This is a genomic window from Streptomyces sp. NPDC054847, from assembly GCF_053610925.1.
Genome location: NZ_JBSGZJ010000005.1, coordinates 28,050 through 44,982, shown reverse-complemented (window position 1 = coordinate 44,982; position 16,933 = coordinate 28,050). Strand labels below are relative to the sequence as shown.

Genomic DNA, 16,933 nt, shown 5'->3' with positions numbered 1-16,933 from the left:
GGTGAGGATCGAGCGCCTGACCGATCCGGTCGGGCAGGCGCTCGCCGACGCCAGAGCCATCGTCGCCACGCCGAACCTCCCGGATGCCGCACGCACCCACGTGCTGCCCAGCCTGTGCCGCATCGCCCTGGAGAACGCCTTCCTGGAAGCCGCGTGGATCCGGCATCACCGCCGCGGCGGACCGGAGCGGGAACTGCATGACGCGATCGACGACGCCGACAAGTTCCGGAAGGTCGCGGCGCTCGCCCTGTTCGGTGACGCCGCGAGGGCCGACGACGTCGAGGGCGAGGTACGAGCCCGGTACGGGGCCTCGGTGTGGCAGCTCATCCGCCTGTGCCAGAGCGGCGCTCACCCCACGGGCGCCCGCGTCACCGATGCCCGTCGCTTCGTCGACGACGTCGAGGCGCTGGCGCAGCAGGCGCGCAAGGCGGGGGTGACGGCCTGATGCGTACTGCCGCCGCCTCCGTCACTGACCTGCTGGACACGGCCGACCGGCTGCTCGCCGGCGACCTTCACGGTGCCACGGCCGCCGGCCGGCACCGCGGGGCCGCTCTCGCGCTGCGGACCGCCCTGGAGATCTCCGTCGACCGGGTGCTGGACACCGCGGTGCCGGGCCTGTCCCGTACCACCGGCCGGGCCAAACTGCTGTGCCTGCGCTGCTACACGGCGGCGGAGACAGCGCGCCGCGCCAAGTCCGTCTGGTCGCACCTGTGCCTGGGCTGCCACTACCACCAGTACGAGATCGGGCCCACGCACGATCAGGTGAGCGCCTGGCGCGTCGAAGTCGGGGAGCTGACCCAGGAATTGTGCCCCTGACTGTTTGTCACCGTCCGGTTTCTGATAGTTGTTTCAGCGGGGTACGGGCGCAGGCCCGTAGCGGCGCTCACGGGCGCCCGCAGGGAGGACGCACATGGGCACCACCACGCACGACGAAGTCATTGCCGCCGAGCAGAAGGCGGTGGACCACGCATACGACTGCTACACCGCGAAGCTGGCCGAGATGACCGGCACATCGGCCGCCACGGCATCGGCGAGCGGCAAGGACGGTATCGCCAACCGGAAGCACGCGGAGGCGCAGGCCGAAGCGTACGGCGGGCTCGGCGACGAGTCGTTGGTCTTCTCCCGGGTGGACGCGCCGGAGGACCGGGGCGGAAAGCCGCGTCCCTGGTACATCGGGCGGCGCGGTGTGCGCGACGCCAAGAACGATCCCGTGGTTCTGCTGTGGACCAGCCCGCTCGTGAAGAAGTGGGCCGAGGCCGTGCCCGAAGCCCCCGGTGAGGTGGTCCTGCGGCGACAGCTGCGCTGCGTGCAGCGTGTCGTCCAGGGCTACTTCGACGAGATCGCCGCCGCCACCGTCCCCGCCCCTGCTCCCGTCCCGCAGCCGCGGCCTGCCGCCGACGACGCGACCGAGGCCGATATCCGGCCCGCCGCCGAGACACCCGTCGCCGCGCGTCCGGAACCGGACACGGCACGTCTCGAGAAGCGCCCGCCGCTGTCCCCGACGCCCGGCGACGTCACCCGCCACCAGCGGCGCAAGCCGCTCCAGCCGGACGACTTCCTGCTGCGGGAGCTGCAGCGCTCGCGCAGGGGCCGGATGCGGGACATCGTCGAGACCATCCGGCGCGACCAGATGGACCTGGTGACCGGCTCCCCGTCCGACATCCTCGTCGTGCAGGGCGGCCCGGGCACCGGTAAGTCCGCGGTGGGTCTGCACCGTGTGACCTGGCTCGTCAACAACGAGCACTTCAAGGCCCAGGACATCCTCGTCATCGGCCCCCACCAGCGGTTCCTCGACTACGTCGGCCAGGTGCTGCCCACCCTCGGCACCCGGGACGTCAACGCCGTTCAGTTGAACCGCCTGTGGGAGGGGGACGTCCTCGGCACCGACACCCCGCGGGCGCGGCTGGTGAAGTCCGACGAGCGCATGGCAGCCGTCCTGCGGCGCCGCGTCGAGAGCGACTGCCGCCCCGAGGCGCTCGACGACCTCACCACCGCACCCTCCTACGAGGGCGACGAGGCGGCCGTCGTCGTCACCGCCGGCAGCACGACGCTGCGCGTGCCGAAGTCCGAAGTCCTCACCCTCCTCGACGAGACACGTGCCGCCGACGGCCCCTACCGGCAGCGCCGCGAACGCTTCCGCAGCCTGTTCGTCGACCGCCTCCTGCAGGAACTGGCCGCCATCGCCCCGCGCCGCGGTCAGGGCGGCACGATCCGCCGCGACCTCGAGCGCAACCGCCGCGTCGAGCGGCTCGTCGAACGCATCTGGCCCTCCCCGGGTGCGAGGGAAGCCCTGCGCAGCCTCTACGACTCGCCCGACCTGCTGCGCCTCTGCGCGGACGGCATCCTCGAAGACGACGAGCAGGCGACGCTGCACCGGCCACGGGCCGCCACCGCCGAGGCCGAACCATGGACTCTCGATGACCACGTCTGCCTCGAAGAACTCCGCTTCCTCATCGACGGCGAGACCCCCCGGCGTTACGGCCACATCGTCGTCGACGAGGCTCAGGACCTCACCCCGCTGCAGGCCCGGGCACTGCGCCGCCGGTGCGCCGTCGGCGGCTCCATGACGGTCCTCGGCGACCTCGCCCAAGCCACCGGCCCCCACACCCACCTCAGCTGGGACCCTCTCGGCACGCTCTTGTCCGACCACGGAGACTGGCGCGTCGCCGAACTGAACACCAGCTACCGCGTACCGGCCGAGATCATGGAATTCGTCGCACCCCTCGCCCGCGCGGTCGCTCCGGGGTTGCCCTATCCGCAGGCCGTACGAGAGGCAGGCGAGGAGGCCGTTCGGACGGTGGCGACCGAGCCGTGGAAGCTCCTCGACGACACCGTCGCCCAGGTAACCCGTCTGATCGGCACCAGCGACGGGAGCACGCCGCGGTCCGTAGCCGTCATCGTCCCCGACGACTCGAACTGGCTGGACGAGATCAGCCGCCGCTTCGACGAGAGCACCGGCATCACGGACACGGAGCACGAGGCGGTGTCGGTCCTGGCCGCCGCTGAGGCCAAGGGCATGGAGTACGACCACGTCCTGGTCGTCGAGCCCGCCACCATCGCCGACCGCGGCCCGGCAGGTCTGCGGCAGCTCTACATCGCACTCACCCGCAGCACGCAGAGCCTGACGGTGCTGCACACCTCACGACTCCCCAAGGCCCTCCTGAGCACGGATCCCGTCCCGCACATCCCCTCCACCGAGGGAGGATCCGGCACGGATGCAGACGACGTTCCGGAGATCGGAGCCGACATCCGCGTCCGGGTCCTCGGCCCCGGCCCGGGTGGCCGCTACAAGGTCAAGGCGCTCTCACCGGAGACCGACCGCCCGCTCGTCCTGATGGTCAGGCACGGCTCCACCCCTCCGCACGCCGGCGACGAACTGGACTGCTGGGTCTTCGCCAACGAGACCGGTCAGAGCGTGCTCACCGCCGACCGGCGAGGCCGCCTGCCCGTCTCGCCGAAGATGGCTCATCGCTACGTGGCGGCGCTCAGCGTGCTCGACGACTTGGTCGCCGGTGACGAGAGTGTTCTCGAAGATGCCCGCGCCCGGCTGTCGGATCTGCAAGGCATGGCCAACCGCGTCCTCCGCCGCGACCAGGCGGATTGGGTCGACGTGTACCGCGTCCTCGGCTCCCCTGACCGGCGGCGCCTGGGCGTGCTGCGCGACCTCGCATCACGTACGAACCGCGCGCTGAAGGACAGCACCTTGGACACCGGCCGATTGCGGGCCGAATTCGACGAATCCGGCTGGGCCGAGGCCCTGGTCGGAGCACGAGAGATGCTCCGTACCCGCCTCGCCGACGCTGCCGAAGAAGCCCCTGAGAACGCCACCGGTGCCGCGGCCCAAATGCCCGAGCGCTCCCAACAGAAGGAAACCGAAATCGTGTCCACCGTCGAAGAAGCACCGGCCGAACCGGCCGGGAACACGAAGGAAGGCTTCCTGCGGACCCTGGAGGCCTCGGCCGCCACCGACCGCACCTGCAAGAAGCATGAGGCGGTGCGCCACGCGCTGAAGTCGGAGCTGCTGTGGGCGGACCTCCAGACGACCGACTCCGAGGCCGTCGACGTCCTCTGCACCGTGACGGGCCGACTGTTCGTCTACGAGGTCCTGGGAGTCGGCCGCTCAGCGTACGAGGACCTCCGCTTGGGAGCGATCCGCCTTCTCGAGATCAACCACACCCTGCACACGCCGGCCGACAGCCTCTTTCTGGTCCTGTGCGAGCCGCCTGCCGAGGACTGGGCCGCCGAGATCCTGCGCGACGTCTTCGGCGTTCACCTCCTGTGGCGTACTCCCGGGAGCTGGGGCGGCGACGACCCCGACACAGCCCTGGGCCGCCGCCCGGCGTGAACCCTCCCCGTCGTTCCGCGAACGGCGGGCCGACGCCGGTCACGGCGTCCGGACGGGCCCTGCACGGTGCCGTAGTGGGCGACCGGTTCGGCCGGCCCACTCGGCGTCGTCGGAACCGGGCCGCGGGTCGCTGCCGTCGGGTCCAAGGCGCACACCGCCCCTCCGCGCACTCGGAGAACAAAGGCGCTACCGGCCGGTAGTAAGAACGTCGCCTTCCGTCCATCATTAAGCGCGAGCATGTCAACCCGTTCGGTCGATCATGGCCGGACGGGCTCCCTGAGCTGCCTCCACACCCAGGAGAACCCCCCCATGCATGCACGCACATGGACGGTCCGCGCCACGGCGACCGGTGCCGCCCTCACCTTCTTCGCGGCACTGCCCGTCGCCTCCGCCCACGCCGAGACCACCCAAGCCGCAACGGCCGTACAGGCACAGAGCGTCGACTACGACACCTGGCGGCGCGACGTCGCCGCGGTCGTCGCCCAGGCCCGCCCCTACATCGAGGAGCGCACCGCCGACGCGGCCGGCGAGAAGCAGGCCATCGTCCTCGACATCGACAACACCTCGCTGGAGACGCACTTCCATCCGTTCTGGAAGCTGCCCACCCCCGCCATCCAGGAGATGCGTGAGCTCGCCCGCTACGCCGACTCCCGTGGCGTCGCCGTCTTCTTCGTGACCGCCCGCCCCGGCATCATCCACTCGCTCACCGACTGGAACCTGAAGCAGACCGGCTACCCGGTCGACGGACTCTACGTCCGCGACCTGCCGGACCTCTTCGGCGAGGTTAGCGCCTACAAGACGGAGAAGCGCGCGGAGATCGAGGCCAAGGGCTACACGATCATCGCCAACATCGGCAACAACACCACCGACCTCGTCGGCGGGCACGCGGAGCGGACCTTCAAGCTCCCCGACTACGACGGCCAGTTGTCGTAGATCCTCGGGCAGACACCTCGTACGACGGCCGGACGGCCGCGGTGACCGGTCTCCCGGCCGCCGCGGCCGCCCGGGCCGCACTTCCCACCGTGGTCCGCTCAGCCCATGTCCCGGCTGATCGGCTGCGGATTGGCCGCGATCCGGCCCTTGCGCGGCCGCCCCGGCGGATGCAGGAATATCGCCACGAAGCCGGCGAACAGTGAGATGGAACCGGCCAGGACGAACGCTCCCGCGTAGTCCCAGGCGCCCACGACCACGGCGCCCATGCCGGAACCAAGCAGGCCCGACACCAGCTTCGAGCTGTAGACGAGGCCGTAGTTGGAGGCGTTGTTGTTCTCGCCGAAGTAGTCCGCCGTCATCGCCGCGAACATCGGGAAGATGGCGCCGCCGCCGAACCCCGAGATGCTGGAGAACAGCAGGAACAACGGCAGGTTGTGGATGTTGCCCGACCACAGGATGCCGTACTGCGACAGACCGAGCACGATGCAGACGAAGATCAGGCACTGCTTGCGGCCGTAACGGTCCGAGAGCCAGCCGATCACGCCGCGCCCGGTGCCGTTCACGATCGCCTTGAGGGACATCGCCGTCGCGACGATGCCGCCCGCGAATCCGGCCTCGTCACCGAACGGCACCTGGAAGGCGATACCGAAGATGTTCACACCGGACGTGCACAGCAGACAGAACCACATCAGCGCCACCCGGCCGGTCTGCCACGCCTCCCTCGGTGTGTACTGCTTGACCGCCGGCGGGTTCTTCTCCAGCGCCCGGCGCGCCCGCGGGTCGTCGGGCTTGCGCAGCGGGTCGACCTCCGCCGGCCACCAGTTCTTCGGCGGGTCCTGGAAGAAGTAGCCCGCGACGGCGACCGTCGCGGCCAGGAACAGACCGACGGAGACAAGCACCCAGCGGAAGTTCGTCAGGTCCATGTAGCCGGTGAAGATGAAGACGAACGGCACCGAACCGTAGGCGAAACCGCCGTTGACGAAGCCGGTCTTGCCGCCCTTTCGCTCCGGATACCACTTGCCGACCATGTTGACGCAGGTCGCGTAGACCATGCCCGCGCCCATGCCGCTGAACATGCCGAAGCCGATGTAGGCGACCACGACATGGGGCGCGAACGCCAGCGAGACATAGCCCAGCAGGGTGCCCACCGCGCCCAGCATCATCGCCCAACGGGCCGGCAGCTTGCCGCTCTCGCGCAGCTTGCCGGCCGGGAAGGCCACCGCGGCCTGGAAGAAGACCCACACGCCGAGCATCCAGAAGATGTGCGAACTGCTCCAGCTGTGCGCGGTGTGGAGGGTGTCCTCGGCGGACGCGAACGCGTACTCGGCCGAGCTGATGCCCATCATGCCCACCCACGGCAGGATGACCATCCACTTGCGCTTGCGGCCCATGATGTCGATATCGGTCTCGCCGATCCGGTACATGCGCCCGTTGGCGTCCGTCACCTCCCTGAAGGGGACGGATGTGGAGATGTCGGTTGTCGTCATGGTGATCGAACCCCTCGCGTGGAAGAAGTCTGGCCAGCGCCCCCTGTCCGTTTCTCTTCGCACCGGGGTCCGCGGCGAGCGGTCACCGCAGACCCCGTGGTTCGAGCCGTCGCTCAGGTCATCGACCGCCCCCCAACAGGCCCGCGGCCCGGGCCCAGGCGTACTTCGCGCCGAGCGCCGCGACCGGCTTCTCCGTCGTGTACGGGTAGGCGACGACACCGCGCTCGAAGAGGTACTGGCACGCCTCCTCGACCTCGACGTCCCCGGCGAGCGAGGCCACCACCGGCTTCTCGATCCCGCGCTCCCTGAACTCCTCCACCACGCGCGCGGTGAGCTCCGCGAACACCATCGGCGGGGTGACGATCGTGTGCCAGTAACCCAGCACCAGCGCGTGGATCCGGGGATCCTCCAGCCCCAGACGGATCGTCGCCTCGTACGTCGAGGGCGGTTCGCCGCCGGTGATGTCGATCGGGTTACCGGCCGCGCCGAACGGCGGGATGAAGGCCTTGAAGGAGGCGTCCAGGTCCGGCGGGATCTCCATCAGGGACAACCCGTTGTCGACGATCGCGTCGGACAGCAGCACCCCCGAGCCGCCGGCCCCCGTGATGATCACGATGTTGTCGCCCTGCGGTACGGGGAGGACGGGCAGCGCCCTCGCGTACTCCAGCATCTCGTTGAGCCCCGGCGCGCGAATCACCCCCGCCTGCCGCAGCACGTCGTCGTAGACCGCGTCGTCGCCGGCCAGCGCGCCCGTGTGCGAGCCGGCCGCCTTCGCGCCCGCCGCCGTACGGCCCGCCTTGAGGACCACCACCGGCTTCTTCCGCACCGTCTCGCGTGCGGCCTCGACGAACGCCCGCCCGTCCTTGAGGTCCTCCAGATGCATCGCGATGCACTGGGTGTTGGGGTCCTCGCCGAACCAGGTGAGCAGGTCGTCCTCGTCCAGGTCCGACTTGTTGCCGAGACCGACGATCGCCGAGACGCCCGTGCGTGTGGTCCGCGCGAAGCCGAGGATCGCCATGCCGATGCCGCCCGACTGCGAGGTGAGCGCCACACCGCCCTTGACGTCGTAGGGCGTGCAGAACGTGGCGCACAGGTCCTGCCAGGTGGAGTAGTAGCCGTAGATGTTCGGCCCCAGCAGCCGCACGCCGTACCGTTCGGCGATCGCCACGATCTCCGCCTGGAGTTCGTGCTCGCCGGTCTCCGCGAAACCGGACGGGATCAGCACCGCGTTGGGGATGCCCTTGCGGCCGACCTCCTCGAGGGCGGACGCCACGAACTTCGCGGGGATCGCGAAGACCGCCACATCGGGCTCGCCCGGAACATCCATCACGCTCTTGTACGCCTTACGGCCGAGTATGTCATCGGCCTTGGGGTTCACCGGGTGGATCTCGCCCGGGAAACCTCCGTCGATCAGGTTCCGCATGACCGAATTGCCGATCTTGCCCTGCTCGTTGGAGGCGCCGATCACCGTCACGGACCGGGGCTGCATCAGCCGCCGCATCGAGGTGAGCATCTCCTCGCGGGAGTACTTGCGGCGCTCGGCCGGGACCTCGGTGCCGATCAGGATCCGTACGTCGGCGGCCATCGCCCCGTCCGCGGAGGCGAACACCGGGTTGAGGTCGACCTCCGCGATCTCCGGGAAGTCGGCGGCCAGTTCGGAGACGCGGACCACCACGTCGGCGAGCGCCTCCCGGTCCACGGCCGCACCGCCGCGCACCCCGCGCAGGATCTCCGCGGCGCGGATGCCGTCCATCATCGACAGCGCGTCGTCCCTCGACGCGGGCGCCAGCCGGAAGGTGACGTCCTTCAGCACCTCGACGAGGACACCGCCGAGGCCGAACGCCACCACCTTGCCGAACGTCGGGTCGGTGACCGTGCCGACCAGCACCTCGGTCCCGGCCGGCACCATCTGCTGCACCTGCACGCCGAGGATGCGTGCCTCGGGGTCGTACGCCTTCGCGTTGGACACGATGGCGGTGAACGCCCCGCGCACCTCCGCGCAGGACTTCAGCCCGACCTGCACGCCGCCCGCGTCCGTCTTGTGCAGGATGCCGGGCGAGACGATCTTCATGGCGACCGGGAAACCGATCCGGTCCGCCAGCGCCACCGCCTCGTCCGCCGTCTCCGCGAGCCCCTCGGCCGGGGTCGGGATCCCGTACGCGTCGGTGACCGCCTTGCCCTCGGGGGCCGTCAGCGCCGTGCGGCCCTCGGCGAGCGCGCCCGCCAGGATCGCCCGTACCGCCGCCTGCCGCTCTGCGTGCTCCGCCACTAGATGACTCCGTTCGACTTGAGCAGGCTGAGCTCCTCGTCGCCGAGGCCCAGTTCGCCGACGTACACCTCTTCGTTGTGCTGGCCGAGCAGCGGCGAGGTGACCACGTCCACGGGCGAGTCGGACAGCTTCAGCGGGCTGCCCACGGTGGTGAAGGTGCCACGCTCGGGGTGCTCGACCTCGACGACCATCTCGTTCGCCGCCAGCGACGGGTCCTCGATGATCTCCTTGGTCGAGAGGATCGGCCCGCAGGGGATGTTGCGGGCGTTGAGCTTCTCCAGCACCTCCCACTTGGGGAGCGTCGCCGTCCACTCCTCGATCAGCTGGAACATCTTGTTCAGCTTCGGCAGCCGGGCCTCCGGCGTCGCCCACTCGGGGTCCTCCGCCAGCTCCGGCCTCCCGATGAGCTCCGAGAGCGGCTGCCAGCCCACCGGCTGCACGATGACGTACACGTAGTCGTTGGGGCCGCCGGGCGAGCACTTGACCGCCCACCCGGGCTGGCCGCCGCCGGACGCGTTCCCGGAGCGGGGCACCTCGTCGCCGAAGTCCTCGTTCGGGTACTCGGCCAGGGGGCCGTGCGCGAGCCGCTGCTGGTCGCGCAGCTTCACCCGGCAGAGGTTGAGCACGGCGTGCTGCATCGCCACGTTGACCCGCTGGCCGCGCCCGGTGCTCTCGCGCTGGAACAGCGCGGCGAGTATCCCGGCGACGGCGTGGATGCCCGTGCCCGAGTCACCGATCTGGGCGCCCGTCGCCAGCGGCGGCCCGTCCTCGAAGCCCGTGGTCGACATGGACCCGCCCATCGCCTGGGCCACCACTTCGTACGCCTTGAAGTTGGTGTACGGGCCCTCCCCGAACCCCTTGATGGAGGCGTACACGATCCGGGGGTTGATCTCCTGGATCCGTTCCCAGGTGAAGCCCATCCGGTCGACGGCGCCGGGGCCGAAGTTCTCCACCATGACGTCGCTGCGGCGGATCAGCTCGGTGAGGATCTCCTTGCCGCGCTCCGACTTGGTGTTGAGGGTGATGCTGCGCTTGTTGCAGTTGAGCATCGTGAAGTAGAGCGAGTCGACGTCCGGTATGTCGCGCAGCTGCTTGCGCGTGATGTCGCCGCTCGGGGCCTCCAGCTTCACCACGTCCGCGCCGAGCCAGCCCAGCAGCTGCGTCGCCGAGGGCCCGGACTGGACGTGCGTCATGTCGAGGACGCGGACGCCCTCAAGAGCCTTGGTCATGGTCCTGGTCGTGTTCTGGGTCATGGCCGGCGCTCCTCACTTGTACATGGTCTGGTTCATGGTTCCGGGGGCGTACGCGTCGGGGTCCACCCACACGTTGATCAGCGACGGCAGCCCGGACTCGCGGGCGCGGCGCAGCGCCGGCGCGATGTCGGCGGGGTCGCGGACCTCCTCGCCGTAGCCGCCCAGCATCCGGGCGAACTCGTCGTAGCGGACGTCGCCGAGGGTGTTGCCGACCCGCTCGCGCTCCAGGCCGTACTTCTGCGCCTGGCCGTAACGGATCTGGTTCATGGAGGAGTTGTTGCCGACGATCCCGACGAAGGGGAGGTTGTAGCGGACGAGCGTCTCGAAGTCCCAGCCGGTCAGCGAGAACGCGCCGTCACCGAACAGGGCCACCACTTCCTTGTCGGGGCGGGCCTGCTTGGCGGCCAGGACGAACGGGACGCCGACGCCGAGGGTGCCGAGCGGTCCCGGGTCCATCCAGTGGCCGGGGGACTTGGGCTGCACGACCTGGCCGGAGAAGGTGACGATGTCGCCGCCGTCGCCGATGTAGACGGAGTCCTCGGTGAGGAAGTCGTTGATCTCGCTGACCAGCCGGTACGGGTGGATGGGCGAGGCGTCGGAGCGCAGCTGCGGCAGCCGCTTGTCGAGCGCGGTCTGCTCGGCGGCGCGCAGTTCCTCGAGCCACGCCTTGCGCTTGACGGCGCCACCGTTGAGGCGTCCGGACACCGCTTCCGTGACGGACCTGAGGATCAGGCCGGCGTCACCGACGATCCCGAGGTCGATGTCCCGGTTCTTGCCCACCGTCCGGTAGTCCAGGTCGATCTGCACCACCGTGGCGTCCGGCGACAGCCGCTTGCCGTACCCCATCCGGAAGTCGAAAGGGGTGCCGACGATGACGATGACGTCGGCGTTCGAGAAGGCGTAGCGGCGCGAGAGCTGGAAGTGGTGCGGGTCGCCCGGCGGCAGCGTGCCGCGCCCGGCGCCGTTCATGTACGCGGGCATGTTCAGGGTGCGCACCAGCTCGACGGCGGAGTCGGTGCCGCGGGTGGTCCACACCTGGCTGCCGAGCAGGATCGCCGGCTTCTCGGCGTGGACCAGCAGGTCGGCGAGCTTCTCCACGGCCTCCGGGTCGCCGGGGCTGCGTGTCGAGGCCCGGTAGTGGCCGGCCTTGGGGACGCGCGCCTTGTCGACGGGAACCTTGGCGTCGAGGACGTCGCGCGGGATCTCCAGGAAGGAGGGGCCGGGTGCGCCGTGGTAGCACTCACGGAACGCCATCGAGACCATGTCGGCGGCCCGCGCCGTGTCCGGCACGGTGGCGGCGAACTTGGTGATCGGCGTCATCATGTCGACGTGCGGCAGGTCTTGGAGCGAGCCCATCTTGTGCTGGGTGTGCGCTCCCTGACCGCCGATCAGCAGCATGGGCGACTCGGCGCGGAAGGCGTTGGCGACGCCGGTGACGGCGTCCGTGGTGCCGGGCCCGGCGGTGACCACCGCGCATCCCGGCTTGCCGGTGATGCGGGCGTAGCCGTCGGCGGCGTGGGCGGCGACCTGTTCGTGGCGTACGTCGACGACTTCGATGCCTTCGTCCACGCAGCCGTCGTAGATGTCGATGATGTGGCCGCCGCAGAGGGTGTAGATGACCTCCACGCCCTCGGCTTTGAGCGCCTTGGCCACCAGGTGTCCACCCGAGATGAGTTGCTGGCTGTTGTCGTCGGGCATGGCGAGGTCCTGTCCCTTCGTAGGGGAGTCGGTGTGCTGGTCAGGGGGCGCCGGTGCGCCGCCCGGTGTGCTTCGCGGTAGATTGCATACAGTCGACGAATACTGTATGAAGCTTGTTATCCCGCATCCGGTGGGTGGTGTCCAGGGGGCGTGCGGCACTTTCATTCGTTTCGGACGAAGCACTGGGAGCCCGGCATGGATCTGTACGAGCACCAAGCAAGGGAACTCTTCGGGGAGTACGGCATCCCCGTTCCGGAAGCAGAGACCGCGCAGACCGCCGCGCAGGCCCGCGCGGCCGCGGAACGGCTCGGCGGCCGCGTCGTGGTCAAGGCCCAGGTGAAGACCGGAGGCAGGGGCAAGGCCGGCGGGGTGAAGCTCGCCGTCGACGCCGCTGCCGCGGAGGTGACCGCCCGCCAGATCCTCGGCATGGACATTAAGGGCCACACCGTGCGCACGGTGATGCTCGCCCAGCCGGTCGACATCGAGGCCGAGTTCTACGTCTCCTACGTCCTCGACCGCGCCGCCGGCGCCTTCCTCGCCATCGCGTCCGCCGAGGGCGGCATGGACATCGAGGAGGTCGCCGCCACCCGGCCGGAAGCGGTCGCCCGCATCCCCGTCGCCCCCGCGGAGGGCGTCACCGCCGCCAAGGCCGCCGAGATCGCCGCGGCGGCCGGACTGCCGCGGGAGACCGCACCCGTCCTCGAGTCCCTGTGGCAGGTCCTGGTCCGCGAGGACGCCCTCCTGGTCGAGGTCAACCCGCTCGTGCGCACCACCGCCGGCGACATCCTCGCCCTCGACGGCAAGGTCACCCTCGACGACAACGCCCGCTTCCGGCAGGCCCGCTGGGGCAACGACGACGCCACCCTGCACGAGGACCCGCTGGAGGCGGTGGCCGCCGCCAAGGGCCTCAATTACGTCAAGCTCGACGGAACCGTCGGCGTCATCGGCAACGGCGCCGGCCTGGTCATGTCCACCCTCGACGTCGTCGCCGGCTGCGGCGCCAGGCCCGCGAACTTCCTCGACATCGGCGGCGGAGCCTCCGCCGCGGTGATGGCCGACGGGCTCTCCGTCATCCTCTCCGACCGGGACGTGGGCAGCGTGCTCGTCAACGTCTTCGGCGGCATCACGGCCTGCGACGCCGTCGCCGAAGGCATCGTGCAGGCCCTCGACTCCGTACGCCTGACCAAACCTCTCGTCGTACGGCTCGACGGCAACAACGCCGCCCGAGGCCGCGCCATCCTCGAAGAACGCGCCCATCCCCTCGTCCAGCAGTCCACCACCATGGACGGCGCCGCCCGCCGGGCCGCCGACCTCGCCATCTGATCGCTCCGAAGGGGCGCGGCGGCGTCGAGAGGGAGCGGTCCCCTCCCGCCGAAAGGCAGGGAGAGCGCGGAGGCTGCGAGTGGGCACCTCCCAGCGGTAGCTGGGGGAGAGCAGCCGAGCACGACCGACCGTCGACGCCGACCAGGGCGCCCCGGAGGCCGACCGACCTTCAACAGAAAGGCCCGGGAACCATGGCAGTCTTCCTCACCAAGGAGAGCAAGGTCCTCGTCCAGGGCATGACCGGCGCCGAGGGCATGAAGCACACCCGCCGGATGCTTGCGTCCGGCACCGACGTGGTCGCGGGGGTCAACCCGCGCAAGGCGGGCCAGGTCGTCGACTTCGACGAGCGTGCCGTCCCCGTCTTCGGGGGCGTCCGCGAGGCGATGGCGGCCACCGGCGCGGACGTCGCCGTGGTCTTCGTACCGCCCCCGTTCGCCAAGGCCGCCGTCATGGAGGCCGCCGACGCCGGCATCGGGCTCGCGGTCGTCATCACCGAAGGCATTCCCGTCCATGACGCCGTCGCCTTCCGGGCGTACGCCGCCGAACGGGGCACCCGGATCATCGGGCCCAACTGCCCCGGCCTCATCAGCCCCGGCCAGTCGAACGCCGGCATCATCCCCGCGGACATCGCCGCCGAGCCCGGCCGCATCGGGCTCGTCTCCAAGTCCGGCACACTCACCTACCAACTCATGTACGAGCTCCGCGACATCGGCTTCTCCTCGGCCGTCGGCATCGGCGGCGACCCGGTGGTCGGGACCACCCACATCGACTGCCTCGCCGCCTTCGAGGAGGACCCCGACACCGAACTCATCGTGCTGATCGGCGAGATCGGCGGTGACGCGGAGGAACGCGCCGCCGCCTACATCACCGAGCACGTCACCAAACCCGTCGTCGGCTACATCGCCGGCTTCACCGCCCCCGAGGGCAGGACCATGGGGCACGCCGGAGCGATCGTGTCGGGCTCCAGCGGGACCGCCGAGGCAAAGAAGCGGGCCCTCGAAGCGGCCGGCGTACGGGTCGGCTCCACACCGACCGAGACATCACGCCTGGTGCGCGAGCGGCTCGCGATGTCCGACGGCTGAGAGCTCCCCCCTTCACGCCCCATCGTCGGCAACCGGGCTGCTTGCGCCCGACCCGATCACCGACCGGGACCTCCGGGCGGCCGGCGTGTGCGAGCCGGCCGCCCGTCCCCGTCGCCGAACGTCTCCCGCCCCGTACGACACGTCACGAGCGGAGTTCACCTTCATGGCACCCACCCTCACCCTCAAGCCGGGCACGGCCTGGACAGACGCCTGGCAGCGCTGCGCAGCCGTCGCCCCCGAAGCGTTCCGGGACGACCGTGTCCTCAACCTCTGGGCCGCGCGCTGGCATGCGGACGGCCGCTCCCTCCCCGCCACCAGCCCGGTCGACCAGAGCCCCATAGCCGGCCCGCCCCGGCTGGACACGGCCGCCGCCCGACAGGCCGTACGCGCCTCCCTCGACCAGCACCGCGCCTGGCGCCACATCCCCCTGCCGGAACGCCGCGCCCGCGTCGCCGCCACCCTCGACGCCCTCGCCGAGCACCGCGAGCTGCTCGCCCTCCTCCTCGTCTGGGAGATCGGCAAGCCCTGGCGGCTCGCCCAGGCCGACGTCGACCGCGCCATCGACGGGGTCCGCTGGTACGTCGACGGCGTCGAACCCATGCTGGACGGCCGCTCGCCCCTCGCCGGCCCGGTCTCCAACATCGCCAGCTGGAACTACCCCATGTCCGTCCTCGTCCACGCCATGCTCGTCCAGGCGCTCGCCGGGAACGCGGTGATCGCCAAGGCCCCGACCGACGGCGGCGTCGCATGCCTGACCCTCGCCTGCGCGCTCGCCGTTCGCGAAGGCGTGCCCCTGACCCTGGTCAGCGGCAGCGGCGGGGAGCTCTCCGAGGCCCTGGTCCGCTCCCCGGAGATCGGCTGCGTCTCCTTCGTCGGAGGACGCGACACCGGCGCCCGCATCGCCACCGCCGTGGCCGACCTCGGCAAACGCCACATCCTGGAACAGGAGGGCCTCAACACCTGGGGCGTCTGGAACTACACCGACTTCTCCGCCCTCACCGCCGTCATCCCGAAACTCTTCGACTACGGCAAACAGCGCTGCACCGCCTACCCCCGGTTCGTCGTCCAGCGCGAGTCCTTCGCCGACTTCCTCGCCGCCTACCTGCCCGCCGTGCGCTCCGTCCGCACCGGCCACCCCCTCGCTGTCGAGCACCCCGACGACCCGCTGCCCGCCCTCGACTTCGGGCCGCTCATCAACGCGGCCAAGGCCAAGGAGCTGGCCGACCAGGTCGCAGAGGCCGTCGACCGCGGAGCCGTCCCCCTCCACCGTGGGACGCTCGCCGACGGCCGCTTCCTCCCCGGCCAGGACACCTCCGCTTACCTCCCGCCCGTCACCCTCCTGGGCCCGCCGCCGTCCTCCCCGCTGCACCACGCCGAACCCTTCGGCCCGGTCGACACCATCGTCCTCGTCGACACGGAGGCGGAACTGCTCGCCGCGCTGAACGCCTCCGGCGGCGCGCTCGTGGCGACCCTCTCCACGGACGACCCGGCGACCTTCCGCCGCCTCGCCCCACAGATCCGCGCCTTCAAGACCGGCCACAACAAGCCCCGTTCGCGCGGCGACCGCGACGAGCTGTTCGGCGGCTTCGGCGCCTCGTGGCGCGGCGCGTTCGTCGGCGGCGAGCTGCTGGTGCGGGCCGTGACGGAAGGCCCGCCGGGGGAGCGGCTGCCGGGCAACTTCCCCGACTACCAGCTCAACGCCTGACGGGTCGTCTGGACCCTCTGGCCGGACGCCCGCACGTCCCGGTCCCCCGACGCACCCGGGACGGTGCGGGCCTTAGCCCGTTCGCACCTGTCACGTCGTCAGATTTCGCCTCGGCGTGTCCGAAGCGGCGACCCGCGGCGACCTGCGCCGGTGCCGGAAGGAGGCCGGATCCTGCGCCCTACCGGGTGACCCCCGTGCCGGACCTCGGATTGCGATGATCACCGACTGTGGGTTGCCTCGTACACGGAGCACAGCAGAGGAGCCGCGCAGAGGGCCGGACACTGCTCCGATGGAGGAAGACATGCGCATCGCCCGTACCGGTCTCAAGGTCGCCGTGATCGTCGGCACCCTCGCACTCGCCGCGCCGGTCGCCGCGGCCGAGGACAGCGACATCGAGATCAGCCCGCGGAACGCCCCGGGGACCACGGTCACGGTCACCACCACCGCCTGCGGCGAGGAGACCTACGGCAAGGGGGAGTCGGAGGCGGGCGGGCAGTTCCACCTCTTCGAGGGCGACCGGAAGGGCGTCCTGGTCGGCGAGTTCAAAGTGCCCGACGACGCCGCTCCGGGCACCGACACGGTGACCCTGAAGTGCCCGCCCCGTACCAAGGTCACCGGTACCCACCGGATCGGCGACCGCCCCAGCGGAGGCGTCGAGGCGGGCTTCGGTGACGCCGCCGGCAAGAGCGCACAGCTCGCACTCGGCGGGCTGCTCCTCGCCGGAGCGGTCGTCGGCGGAGCGGCGAGGACGCGCCGCGCCTCCGGCGGCGTCCGGACCTGACGCCACCGTCTCTGCCCACCGGCCCCTGGTCACCGCCACGGTGACCGGGGGCCGGCC

11 protein-coding genes and 1 pseudogene are annotated in these 16,933 nt (G+C 70.7%); 8 read left to right on the top strand and 4 right to left on the bottom strand.

Annotation, left to right across the window (positions count from 1 at the left end):
- The 4 genes and pseudogenes from ACWGH4_RS01880 to ACWGH4_RS01865 form a co-directional block, all read left to right on the top strand.
- A pseudogene (locus tag ACWGH4_RS01880) lies at nucleotides 1-445 on the top strand (hypothetical protein); the annotation flags it as partial.
- Entirely contained in the window at nucleotides 445-816 is a 372-nt protein-coding gene (locus ACWGH4_RS01875; protein WP_453454445.1) for a hypothetical protein, read from the top strand. The pseudogene ACWGH4_RS01880 and the gene ACWGH4_RS01875, both read left to right, overlap by 1 nt.
- Nucleotides 817-910: 94 nt before the next feature.
- The gene (locus tag ACWGH4_RS01870; RefSeq protein ID WP_453454443.1) at nucleotides 911-4,345 is read left to right on the top strand and encodes a HelD family protein; all 3,435 of its coding nucleotides are present in this window, start codon (nucleotides 911-913) and stop codon (nucleotides 4,343-4,345) included.
- A gap of 309 nt (nucleotides 4,346-4,654) precedes the next feature.
- Nucleotides 4,655-5,278 (top strand): HAD family acid phosphatase, encoded by a 624-nt coding sequence (locus ACWGH4_RS01865; protein ID WP_229834540.1) that lies wholly within the window; start codon nucleotides 4,655-4,657, stop codon nucleotides 5,276-5,278.
- A gap of 98 nt (nucleotides 5,279-5,376) precedes the next feature.
- Here the strand turns inward: ACWGH4_RS01865 and ACWGH4_RS01860 are convergent, their stop codons facing one another.
- The 4 genes from ACWGH4_RS01860 to ACWGH4_RS01845 form a co-directional block, all read right to left on the bottom strand.
- On the bottom strand, nucleotides 5,377-6,765 hold the full coding sequence (locus tag ACWGH4_RS01860) for an OFA family MFS transporter (RefSeq protein WP_453454441.1): 1,389 nt from the start codon (nucleotides 6,763-6,765) through the stop codon (nucleotides 5,377-5,379).
- Nucleotides 6,766-6,883: 118 nt separating this feature from the next.
- Nucleotides 6,884-9,034, bottom strand: coding sequence for an acetate--CoA ligase family protein (locus ACWGH4_RS01855; protein ID WP_453454439.1), 2,151 nt, complete (start codon nucleotides 9,032-9,034; stop codon nucleotides 6,884-6,886).
- Complete coding sequence (gene frc / locus ACWGH4_RS01850) at nucleotides 9,034-10,263, bottom strand: formyl-CoA transferase (RefSeq protein WP_441261972.1); 1,230 nt, start codon at nucleotides 10,261-10,263, stop codon at nucleotides 9,034-9,036. Before frc ends, ACWGH4_RS01855 begins: the two co-directional genes overlap by 1 nt.
- Before the next feature lie 36 nt (nucleotides 10,264-10,299).
- Nucleotides 10,300-11,985 carry a thiamine pyrophosphate-binding protein gene (locus ACWGH4_RS01845; protein ID WP_453454437.1) on the bottom strand — a complete coding sequence of 562 codons (1,686 nt, stop codon included), beginning with the start codon at nucleotides 11,983-11,985 and terminating at the stop codon, nucleotides 10,300-10,302.
- A gap of 195 nt (nucleotides 11,986-12,180) precedes the next feature.
- On the opposite strand from ACWGH4_RS01845, the gene sucC reads away from it, so the two are divergent.
- The 4 genes from sucC (at nucleotide 12,181) to ACWGH4_RS01825 (ending at nucleotide 16,876) form a co-directional block, all read left to right on the top strand.
- On the top strand, nucleotides 12,181-13,308 hold the full coding sequence (gene sucC / locus ACWGH4_RS01840) for an ADP-forming succinate--CoA ligase subunit beta (RefSeq protein ID WP_453454435.1): 1,128 nt from the start codon (nucleotides 12,181-12,183) through the stop codon (nucleotides 13,306-13,308).
- Nucleotides 13,309-13,499: 191 nt separating this feature from the next.
- Nucleotides 13,500-14,390: a succinate--CoA ligase subunit alpha gene (sucD, locus tag ACWGH4_RS01835; RefSeq protein ID WP_453454434.1), complete on the top strand. Its 891-nt coding sequence runs from the start codon at nucleotides 13,500-13,502 to the stop codon at nucleotides 14,388-14,390.
- Between the two features lie 163 nt (nucleotides 14,391-14,553).
- The gene (locus tag ACWGH4_RS01830) at nucleotides 14,554-16,095 is read left to right on the top strand and encodes an aldehyde dehydrogenase family protein (protein WP_453454433.1); all 1,542 of its coding nucleotides are present in this window, start codon (nucleotides 14,554-14,556) and stop codon (nucleotides 16,093-16,095) included.
- Between the two features lie 301 nt (nucleotides 16,096-16,396).
- A complete protein-coding gene (locus tag ACWGH4_RS01825; protein WP_453454449.1) occupies nucleotides 16,397-16,876 on the top strand; it encodes a sortase in 480 nt (159 codons plus the stop codon).
- Nucleotides 16,877-16,933: the final 57 nt, after the last annotated feature.